The 10,359-nt window shown below is 30.4% G+C and carries 12 protein-coding genes; 11 read left to right on the top strand and 1 reads right to left on the bottom strand.

Annotation, left to right across the window (positions count from 1 at the left end; translation table 11 throughout):
- The coding region (tnpA, locus tag H527_RS0116645) for an IS200/IS605 family transposase (RefSeq protein WP_027413741.1) at positions 1-246 on the bottom strand (246 nt) is incomplete at its 3' end.
- A gap of 202 nt (positions 247-448) precedes the next feature.
- On the opposite strand from tnpA, the gene H527_RS0116640 reads away from it, so the two are divergent.
- From H527_RS0116640 to H527_RS0116590, 11 genes are all read left to right on the top strand, one after another.
- Complete coding sequence (locus H527_RS0116640) at positions 449-1,378, top strand: sterol desaturase family protein (protein WP_027413740.1); 930 nt, start codon at positions 449-451, stop codon at positions 1,376-1,378.
- A 187-nt stretch (positions 1,379-1,565) separates the two neighbouring features.
- Entirely contained in the window at positions 1,566-2,930 is a 1,365-nt protein-coding gene (locus tag H527_RS0116635) for an aldehyde dehydrogenase family protein (protein ID WP_027413739.1), read from the top strand.
- A 277-nt stretch (positions 2,931-3,207) separates the two neighbouring features.
- Positions 3,208-3,495, top strand: a complete 288-nt coding sequence (locus H527_RS0116630; protein ID WP_027413738.1) for a hypothetical protein — start codon at positions 3,208-3,210, stop codon at positions 3,493-3,495.
- A gap of 93 nt (positions 3,496-3,588) precedes the next feature.
- Positions 3,589-4,455: a helix-turn-helix domain-containing protein gene (locus H527_RS22435; protein WP_051316834.1), complete on the top strand. Its 867-nt coding sequence runs from the start codon at positions 3,589-3,591 to the stop codon at positions 4,453-4,455.
- A gap of 321 nt (positions 4,456-4,776) precedes the next feature.
- Complete coding sequence (locus H527_RS0116620; RefSeq protein WP_248601260.1) at positions 4,777-5,127, top strand: DoxX family protein; 351 nt, start codon at positions 4,777-4,779, stop codon at positions 5,125-5,127.
- A gap of 202 nt (positions 5,128-5,329) precedes the next feature.
- Positions 5,330-5,485, top strand: coding sequence for a hypothetical protein (locus tag H527_RS24065; RefSeq protein WP_155837928.1), 156 nt, complete (start codon positions 5,330-5,332; stop codon positions 5,483-5,485).
- A 128-nt stretch (positions 5,486-5,613) separates the two neighbouring features.
- Positions 5,614-6,162 carry a carboxymuconolactone decarboxylase family protein gene (locus H527_RS0116610; RefSeq protein ID WP_027413736.1) on the top strand — a complete coding sequence of 183 codons (549 nt, stop codon included), beginning with the start codon at positions 5,614-5,616 and terminating at the stop codon, positions 6,160-6,162.
- Positions 6,163-6,243: 81 nt separating this feature from the next.
- A complete protein-coding gene (locus H527_RS0116605; RefSeq protein ID WP_027413735.1) occupies positions 6,244-6,612 on the top strand; it encodes a cupredoxin domain-containing protein in 369 nt (122 codons plus the stop codon).
- Positions 6,613-6,721: 109 nt separating this feature from the next.
- On the top strand, positions 6,722-7,450 hold the full coding sequence (locus H527_RS0116600) for a hypothetical protein (RefSeq protein WP_027413734.1): 729 nt from the start codon (positions 6,722-6,724) through the stop codon (positions 7,448-7,450).
- Positions 7,451-7,676: 226 nt separating this feature from the next.
- Positions 7,677-8,945 carry a kynureninase gene (gene kynU / locus H527_RS0116595; RefSeq protein WP_035088558.1) on the top strand — a complete coding sequence of 423 codons (1,269 nt, stop codon included), beginning with the start codon at positions 7,677-7,679 and terminating at the stop codon, positions 8,943-8,945.
- Positions 8,945-10,342 (top strand): FAD-dependent oxidoreductase, encoded by a 1,398-nt coding sequence (locus H527_RS0116590; RefSeq protein ID WP_027413732.1) that lies wholly within the window; start codon positions 8,945-8,947, stop codon positions 10,340-10,342. The genes kynU and H527_RS0116590 overlap by 1 nt, the downstream gene beginning before the upstream one ends.
- Positions 10,343-10,359: the final 17 nt, after the last annotated feature.

The following is a 10,359-nucleotide window of genomic DNA, read 5'->3' as shown; positions in this document are numbered from 1 at the left end:
TTTTAATTTCTTAACTAAATCACTTACTTTTTGAGATGGACGATACTCTAAATGCATATGAACGTGATCTTTAGAAATCACTCCCTTTAAGATTTGAATATCCTCAGAATCACATATTTGTATCAATAGAGAACGACAGCGTATCTGAATATCACCTTTCAAAACATGATAACGATATTTTGTACTCCAAACTATATGAACGCTCAACCGAGAAACACTATGATCATTTGACCTTTGTTCTTGCATAAAACAAAGATAAAGGTTTTTAGAAGCTAAAGCGAAATGCACTAAAGTACATAGTTTTAACTATTTTTGAGACCAATAAAGTCTTTTCTCATACATTAGACAATAGTTAAAAAAAGGATTTTCTATAATTCCTCTCATCTTGTTAAAGGTTTACTAAAAAATTCTTCATATATTCTGCCCCAGGAAAAAAACTTAAAAAAAAATGGATTTCACCAACCCCCTCGTATATGGAGTACCCTGTTTTTTAGGGCTAATTTTATTAGAACTTACCTATAGCAAAACTCATGACCATAAAGATCTATATAATTGGAAAGACTTAACAGCTAGTCTTACTATGGGAGTAGGTTCTGCACTATTAGCTCCACTAATCAAAACTATCTCTGCTATCGTAATATTTAATTTTGTTTACGAAGTTTTTAATCCAGAAGTTAATGGTATAAGAACAAATATTATGGGCTGGGAATCTTTTGGATATGCTTGGTACGTTTGGCTCATCTGCCAACTTGCAGATGATTTTACTTATTATTGGTTTCATAGACAAAATCATATGGTAAGAGCACTATGGGCCGCGCATATTGTGCACCACTCCTCTGATAATTTCAATTTGGGTACTGCTGTCCGTAACGGCTGGTTCACCATCTTATACAAGCCATTGTTTTACATGTGGTTACCTGCTATAGGGTTTCCTCCAGAAATGGTTGTTGTATGTTTAGGTATAGAAGCTTTATGGCAGTTTCAGTTACACTCTGTATATATTCCTAAAATGGGATTTATTGAAAAAATATTCAATACCCACACAATGCACCAAGTTCATCATGCAAAAAACATAGAATATATGGATAAAAATCATGGAGGATTCTTGAATATTTTTGATAAAATATTTGGCACATGGAAAGCTCTTGATGAAGATATACAAATACAATATGGAGTTACACATGCTCCAAATTCATATAACCCATGGGTTATCTTAACTCACGAATACAAAGATATTTGGAAAGATACCAAGAAATCAAAAAATTGGTATCATAAATTCATGTATATCTTTGGCCCTCCTGGTTGGAGTCATGATGGTAGCACTGTGACTGTAAAACAAATGCAGCGAGAACTTAATCTAAAAGAACAAAAAGTATAAAAATACTTTTTGTTCTTTTAGATTACTTATTTTTTATAAGAATTCTTGCTTTATAATCCTTTAATTAAGAAATTAAGTAGTACTGTGTGTCTCTAGATTTTTATATTTAAGGAAACATGTTTTTATTCCAAATACACAGTTTTATCAAAGTGTTTGTATTTCTAATATTTTCAAGAATATTGCACCTATGAATTATCAATGTATTATAGATCAACAGCGGCATTTTTTTAATACCAATACTACAAAAGATATCCCTTTTAGAATAAAACAATTAAAGCATTTAAAAGATATTCTAAAAAAAAATGAAACGCTACTCTATGAATCCATATATTCAGATTTTAAAAAATCTGAATTTGAAACTTATACTACAGAATTATCTATAATTTATCACGAAATTGATCTTGCTATAGCAAAAATAAAAAAGTGGGCTAAAAAAAAGAAAGTTTCTACTGGACTTGCAAACCTACCCGGTACAAGTTATATAATACCTGAACCTTATGGAACTATTCTCGTAATAGGAGCATGGAATTACCCTTATCAATTATCTCTTTGCCCAGCAATTGCTGCAATTGCAGCTGGATGTACTGTTGTTCTTAAACCTAGTGAGATATCATCACATACCTCAGCAACAATGGCAGCATTAATCAATCAAAACTTTGATCCGTCTTTTTTTAAAGTCATTGAAGGGGGAGTAAAAGAAACGACCAATATTCTAGGTGTAAAATTTGATAAAATATTTTTCACAGGAAGTGTAAATGTAGGACAAATAATCTACCTAGCTGCTGCAAAGCACTTAACACCAGTAACCTTAGAATTAGGAGGTAAAAGCCCTGCTATAATTACAGAGGGTATTGATATCGACATGACTGCAAAAAGACTTGTTTGGGCAAAATTCCTTAATGCTGGACAAACATGTATAGCTCCTGATTATGTTTTAGTTGCATCTACCATACTTGATCAATTTTTAGTTGCTGTAAAAAAACATATTAAAAATGCCAACTATGGTATATCTAATCATAATTACACCCAAATCATTAATGATAAAAACTTTAACAGGCTTTATAATTTAATTGACCCTAATAAAGTCTATTTTGGTGGTGGTAATAATCCAAAAGAAAGAGTTATTTTTCCAACTGTTCTGACCAACATAGAATTTTCAGACAAAGTTATGCAGGAAGAGATTTTTGGTCCTATTTTACCCATACTAACATTTCAAAATATAGAGGATGCTATTAAAAAAGTAAAGTCTCTTCCCAAACCTCTTTCTTGCTATATATTCACTAAAAATAAAGTTATAAAAAACAAAATACTAAAAGAAATCTCCTTTGGTGGTGGCGCAGTAAATGATGCTGTAATGCATTTTGCGGAACAATCACTCCCTTTTGGAGGAGTTGGAGATAGTGGAATCGGAAGTTATCATGGAAAATATGGTTTCGAAACATTTTCACACTATAAAAGTATTTTACAAAAATCCTTTTGGATAGAACCCAATTTAAAATACGCTCCTTATAGCTCTTCAAAATTGAAATGGTTAAAATGGTTAATTGGTTAAATTTAAAAAATAATAATAAAAACCATCTTTAAAAGTCATTGAAGTACATAAACTTCAGTATCTATTTTACATTTAAACACTACTTTTTTTATTAAACTATGGTTTCCCGTAATAATTTCTAAAAAGCCTTTAGTACTTTAGATGTCAAAGAGTTTATATTAAAATATACACTGGCACTTGTACTCTTTTATAATGTGCATTACTACGAATTAAATATAAATACACACGGAAATTTACTATCATTATCTATTAATAGTTTAATTTAAAAATCGTAAAAATGGGCTTCAACAGAATTGCCAAAAAACATGGTATAAGTATAAGAGCTCTTAATGATCTTAATAACGGAAATATAGGAGAAAGTATCGCTAAAAAACTTGGTGTTTCGATTTACTCGTTACAAATATTTATTGATGGTAGTACCAGTAATGGGCTTGCTGCTAAAATAGAAACCACCCCCTCTAGTTTACAAAGACTTAGAAATACAATTGGACGAAAAGGCGCAATAGGGTTAATTTTTGGATTATTAATCCGTGAGCGAAAATATTATAATGGTTTTGAATTTTAAATAATTAACACATCCTATAAACCATATTTTTAAATTTTGCTTTTTTTCTATAATTATATGTAATAAGTCTTTCTGAAAAACGACATATTACACATGATCAAAGAGTTTAAAGAATTTTCTACAGAAGCCCTTCTAAAAGTTGCAAATGAAGAGCTATTACAGTTATATAAAAAATCAGAACCAATAGGCCTATATACATTTATTTGGTCTAGAAACAGTGATCTAAATATAGAGATTGATGGAGTTACAGCAACCATTGAAAAAAATAAAATTGTAGTATTAACTCCTGAGCAATATTTTAAGTTTACTAACGGATCAGATATAATTGTATATCAATTTAACCGAGAGTTTTATTGTATTAAAGATCATGACAAAGAAGTGAGCTGCATGGGAGTTCTTTTTTATGGCAATAGCGCTATATCTGTAGTCGATTTAGACGTAAAAGAGCAAAACAAACTCGATCAATTACATAAAGTTTTCTTAGATGAATTAGACACAGTAGACACTATACAAGCAGAAATGCTACGTATGCTAATGTCTAGATTTATAATAACAACTACACGTCTTATTAAGCAACAAAACAATTATAATAAGCTTGGAAAACAAATAGATCTACTTAGAAACTTCAACATTTTAGTAGAGACACATTTCAGAAAAGAGCATACTGTAGGTTTTTATGCTGAAAAATTATTTAAATCTCCAAAAACACTATCCAACAATTTTTCAAAATTCAAAAAAAGCCCTTTACAAGTAATCCATGACAGGATAATTCTGGAGGCAAAACGTCTACTTATTTATACAGATAAATCTGCTAAAGAAATAGCCTATGAAATTGGTTTTGAAGACGCTTCTCATTTTAGTAGGATGTTTAAAAAGCATACAACTATCTCTCCTTCAGACTTTAAGAAACAATTAAAATTAGAACCATCAAAACAATATGGATTACGCAATATTCGATAGTAATAAAACAATTATCCAAAATCATAATAGCATAACAATTGTATATAGATAACAAATAATATAAAAACTTATCTTTTTCATATTAAATTCATAACAAAAATTTAACACATTAATAACAAATACTTTAAGTGTTTATTAAAAACAAAATTTTAAGCTCTAACAATGAATATATAAATATAATATACTAGTAGAATTGTTTATTAAATTTATAAAGAATACATTTAGTTGCAAAAAAGATGTTTTACCCATATTTTTATGGTGTATTTACCTCACGTTTCACAACAAATACAATTACCTAACATGAAAAAGATTTTACCCCTATTGTTACGAATTGTCGTAGCAATAATCTTAATTCAAACTCTAAGGTTTAAATTTACTGCACATCCAGACAGTGTTTATATTTTTACAAAAGTTGGCCTAGAACCTTATGGCCGAATAGGCACTGGAATAACAGAATTAATCGCTGGCATTTTAATTTTAATACCAAAAACTGCATGGATTGGCGCCATGCTATCTCTTGGAATTATTGGAGGCGCTATCATGATGCATTTAACAAAATTAGGTATCGAAATCAATAATGATGGAGGCGCTTTATTTATTACAGCAATAGTAACCTTTGCACTAAGTGCAATTGTTTTGTGGATTAAAAGAAAGGAAGTTAAGTTTTTCTAATCTATAAGAAAGAATACCTTCTTCAACTACCACTATTATAAGTAATCTTTAATGTTGTTTAAAAAACAAACTAAATCCGTTTGTTTTTTAAACAACATTTTCTATTATTTCTGGGAAGAATCGACATGCTCTCGGGAAAAACAACTATTTCCTTCCTTTTACTTATAATAGATCTTTGTACTGTTAATTTAAAACCAAAAAAATGACAGTACCAAATAAATCAATTTTCAATCTAATTGAAATTTTTCGTCAAGGAAGAAAAAAAGTAATTCATTCTATTCCTTCAAAAAAACATTGTGAAGAAAAAGGAATTCATGATTTTTATTGTGATGCAGAAAAACCTTTTTTCCAAAAATAAACCCTAAAAAACTAGTCGGGAAAATTTGACAAGTAATCGGGAAAAACAACTATTCTATCCCTCCTATTTCAACAATATTTTTGTAATAGACAATTTTAAATTATAAAATAATAATAAATAAAAAAATTATGAGCACATTTAATGTACCTACAAGAGAGGAAGTAAACACTAACAATCAAGCAATATTCGATAATCTTAATAAAGCATTAGGATTTGTTCCTAACTTATATGCAACATACGCACATAGTGAAACAGCTTTAGAAAACTACCTTAATCTTGCTAATGCAAAAACATCACTTTCTTCAAAAGAAAAAGAAGTTGTAAACTTAGCAGTTAGCGAAGTAAATCAATGTATCTACTGTTTATCTGCCCATACTGCTATCGGAAAAATGAACGGATTTACAGATGAGCAAATATTAGAACTTAGAGCTGGTAACGCATCTTTTGACTCTAAATTTAATGCACTAGCTAAATTAGCAAAAAATATAACCGAAAACAGAGGTAAAGCAAGTCAAGATGTAATCGAAAACTTTTTTAGTGCAGGATACTCTAAGGGAAACCTAATTGACACTATTGTACTAGTAGGAGACAAAACAATTTCTAATTACGTACATAGTACAACTCAAATCCCTGTTGATTTTCCTGTTGCGCAGCCACTTGAAACTTCAAAAGTATAACACATAATGAACAACTTTAATAAACTTTATAGCTAATAAATTATATAATTTCTAAACCCATTAAAGAATACAATTAAAATCATGAAAAAATTAATCGCAATATTCTCATTACTTTTAGTAATCACTTTTAGTTCTCAGGCACAAGAAGTTAAGACAGTATCTTTAGAACAAACCAAAGGAGAATTCACTCAAAAAGGAATCACATTATCTGAAGGCAGTTATGTTTTCAATATTTCTAACAATAATGTAGGAACTGATGTTGGTTTTGTATTAGTTCCAGAAGGAAAAGATGCTTCTGATGCTAAAAATCATATTAAATCTGCATATGTTACCAAAGTAGTAGCAGATGGCAAAACAGAAAGTTCTCAAACAGTAGCACTAGAAAAGGGAACATACAAATATTTCTGTCCTTTAAACAAAACACCACAATACACTTTGGTTGTAGAATAATCCCTTTTATTTATTACTAAAGCTTAAATCCTTGTTAATCTAATTTAACAAGGATTTTCTTTTTATACTTTAGCCTAAAAACAGACTAATCTGTAATAAAATTAATGCCATGAAAAAATCTTTCATTTTTTTAGTAATTACTTTAGTACTTATAGCTTGTAAAACAGAGGTTAAAACAGAGAATAAATACGAAGAGGACATAGAAACAAGAGATCCAAGTCCTATTATAGAAAAAAACGAAGATAAAATACCAACTACGTCAGAAGCAATAGCATATACGAATGGATTAGAAAACTGGAGTAAAGTAAAAGAAATTAAATACACTTTTAACATAGATAAAGATAGTACACATTATCAACGATCTTGGATCTGGAAACCAAAAAGCAATATAGTTACCCTTATTACAGATGAAGATACTATAACCTACCATAGATCCAAAATAGATAGTATTTCAAAAAAAGCAGATCAAAGATTTATCAATGATAAGTATTGGTTATTAGCTCCTTTTAATTTGATTTGGGATGCCGATAGTTTCACCTCAGAACATCAAGTAAAGGCTATATCTCCTATAAGTAAAACAGAAATGCAGAAACTAACTATCATTTATAAAAATGAGGGTGGTTATACCCCTGGAGATGCTTATGATTTCTATTTTAAAGGAGATTTTATCATCAGAGAGTGGGTGTTTAGAAAAGGAAACCAACTAGAGCCCTCCTTAATTACTTCATGGGAAAATTATGAAAATTTTAATGGTATTAAAATAGCCAAAATGCATAAAAGGGATCAAGGCGAATGGTCTCTTTATTTTACAGATATCAAAGTCACCACTATACAATAAAAACTTTATTAATTGCTTTCATAAATTTAGAGTAAAAAATTTAAAGACTTCTCAAACTTAATGATAGTTAAACCTTAAAATCAAGGTTTTAAAAACCATCACATTTATTCTTGGGCTTACACTCTTTATACCCCCTTATTCATATCAAAATAAAATTATTATTTTTTCTTATGGTTTTATTTTTGTATTTTTATGAAACGCTGTTTCAATTATTAAAACACTAAAAATGATCACAGGATTAAAAGCTAGTTTAGAGTATGCTAAAGAACTAGATAAAAAGGATAAAATCTCATATTACCGAAATCAATTTCATATCCCTAAAGATAAAGATGGAAAAGATTGGATATATATGTGTGGTAACTCTTTAGGATTGCAACCAAAAACCACCCAACAATATATTCAACAAGAATTAAACGATTGGGCTAATTTTGGAGTAGAAGGTCATTTTGAAGCAAAAAACCCATGGATGCCTTATCATGAATTCTTAACAGATGCTATGGCAAAAGTGGTTGGAGCAAACCCATTAGAAGTAGTTATAATGAATACCTTAACAACAAATTTACATTTGTTAATGGTATCTTTTTATCAACCTACTAAAACTAAATATAAAATAGTAATAGAAAGTGATGCTTTTCCTTCAGATCGGTATGCAGTAGAATCACAATTACATTTTCATGGATTTGATCCTAAAGAAGGTCTAATAGAATGGAAACCACGAAAAGGAGAAGAACTTTTACACATAGACGATTTAGAAGAAATTCTCGATCATCAAGGCGATGAAATAGCATTATTATTAATAGGAGGACTTAATTATTATACAGGACAATATCTGGATATTAAAAAAATTGCAGATCTGGGACATGCAAAAGAATGTATGGTAGGTATTGACCTTGCCCATGGTGTTGGTAACATCCAACCAAAACTACACGATTCTGGGGTAGATTTTGCAGCATGGTGTACCTATAAATATTTAAATTCTGGTCCTGGTAGTTTAGGAGGATTATTTGTGCATGAAAAACATGCCTATAATAAAGATCTAAAACGCTTTGCAGGCTGGTGGAGTCATAATAAAAAAACACGCTTTAATATGCGTCAAGAATTTGATGTCATGCCTGGGGCAGAAGGATATCAATTAAGCAACCCCCCTATCTTATCTATGGCTGCTATAAAAGCTTCCTTAGATATTTTTAATGAAGTTGGAATGGATACCCTAAGAAAAAAATCAATAGCACTAACAGGGTATTTCGAATTTTTAATACACCAAATAGATACCGACAGGATAAAAATAATCACGCCTGATAATCCAGAAGAAAGAGGATGTCAACTATCCATTCAAGTTAAAAACGCAGACAAAAGTTTACATCAAAAACTCACAGATCATCATATAATAACAGATTGGCGAGAACCAGATGTGATACGATGTGCTCCAACCCCACTATACAATAGTTTTGAGGATGTATTTAAAATGACAGAAGTCTTAAAAACAGTACTTTAATGCAAGAAAAAGAAAACATACTTATCATAGGTGCTGGTCTTTGTGGTGCTTTATTAGCTTTACGTTTAGCGCAAAAGGGATATAATGTAATTGTTTATGAAAGTAGACCAGATCTAAGATCTACAGATATATCTGCTGGACGATCTATTAATCTTGCATTATCAGATCGTGGATTAAAAGCCATGGCAATGGTAGGTATTGAAGATAAAGTAACCCCGCTTTGCACACCCATGTACGGTAGATTAATTCATGATAAAGAAGGAAATACATTTGCCTCTAATTACTCAGGAAGAGAAGGAGAATATATAAATTCTATCTCCAGAGGTGGTTTAAATGGAGTATTGTTATCTGAAGCAGAAAAATATGATAATGTAACTATTCATTTTAATAAAAAATGCCTTGACGTTGATATTGAAAATACAATAGCAAAATTTAAATGCTATACTACTAATGAAAAATTTGAAGTAAACGCGGATATTATTTTTGGTGCAGATGGTGCTGGGTCTTCTCTTAGAAAAAGCTACTACTTAGAAAAAAAGTTTTTATTCAGTTATTCTCAAAACTACCTAACACATGGATATAAAGAATTAGAAATCCCAGCAAATAAAATAGGAAAACATCAAATTAGTAAAGATCATTTACATATTTGGCCTCGTGGAGAATACATGCTTATTGCCCTGCCAAACCTGGATGGAAGCTTTACAGTAACTCTATTTTTATCCTATGATGAAGGAGAATACAATTTTAATAACTTAACTACTATAGATAAAGTTACCGAGTTTTTTCAAACACAGTTCCCCGATGCCTTAGCTCTTATTCCAGATATACATAACGAATTTTTCAATAATCCTACAGGAGCACTTGGCACCATAAAATGTTCTCCTTGGTCTTATAAAGACAAGACTCTTTTAATAGGAGATGCTGCTCATGCTATTGTACCATTTTACGGACAAGGAATGAATGCTTCTTTTGAAGACGTTGTAGTTTTTGACACCATACTAGAGCAACATCAAGGAGACTGGGAAGCCACTTTTAAAGCATATGAAAAAGCTAGAAAAGAAGATACCGATGCTATTGCAGACCTTGCAGTCGATAACTATTATGAAATGCGGGATCATGTAGCGAATCCATTATTTAAAGAAAAAAGAAAACTAGAGATGGATTTAGAAAAAGCCTTTCCTACCTCCTATTTCTCCAAATACTCTATGGTTACATTTGATGAAAATATAGGGTATGCAAAAGCAATGAAAATAGGTAGGGCACAAGATAAAGCTTTACTAAATCTAATAGCGGATCGTGAAATTGATACCACCAAAGATTTAAAGAATATATTAAATCAAATACAAAAAGAAACCAACGAAATATTGGATGAAGATAAAATTGCAGGTTTAAGATAACTGTATCTTTTATAGCA

The organism is Aquimarina muelleri DSM 19832, from assembly GCF_000430665.1.
Taxonomy (GTDB): Bacteria; Bacteroidota; Bacteroidia; order Flavobacteriales; family Flavobacteriaceae; genus Aquimarina; species Aquimarina muelleri.
This window is presented reverse-complemented; position numbering and strand designations above follow the sequence as displayed.

Coding starts and splice junctions, on each gene's coding strand:
- H527_RS0116590 (WP_027413732.1), top strand. CDS start 8,945: ATGCAAGAAAAAGAAAACATACTTATCATAGGTGCTGGTCTTTGTGGT.
- H527_RS0116610 (WP_027413736.1), top strand. CDS start 5,614: ATGAGCACATTTAATGTACCTACAAGAGAGGAAGTAAACACTAACAAT.
- H527_RS0116605 (WP_027413735.1), top strand. CDS start 6,244: ATGAAAAAATTAATCGCAATATTCTCATTACTTTTAGTAATCACTTTT.
- H527_RS0116600 (WP_027413734.1), top strand. CDS start 6,722: ATGAAAAAATCTTTCATTTTTTTAGTAATTACTTTAGTACTTATAGCT.
- H527_RS0116630 (WP_027413738.1), top strand. CDS start 3,208: ATGGGCTTCAACAGAATTGCCAAAAAACATGGTATAAGTATAAGAGCT.
- H527_RS24065 (WP_155837928.1), top strand. CDS start 5,330: ATGACAGTACCAAATAAATCAATTTTCAATCTAATTGAAATTTTTCGT.
- H527_RS0116635 (WP_027413739.1), top strand. CDS start 1,566: ATGAATTATCAATGTATTATAGATCAACAGCGGCATTTTTTTAATACC.
- H527_RS0116640 (WP_027413740.1), top strand. CDS start 449: ATGGATTTCACCAACCCCCTCGTATATGGAGTACCCTGTTTTTTAGGG.
- H527_RS22435 (WP_051316834.1), top strand. CDS start 3,589: ATGATCAAAGAGTTTAAAGAATTTTCTACAGAAGCCCTTCTAAAAGTT.
- kynU (WP_035088558.1), top strand. CDS start 7,677: ATGATCACAGGATTAAAAGCTAGTTTAGAGTATGCTAAAGAACTAGAT.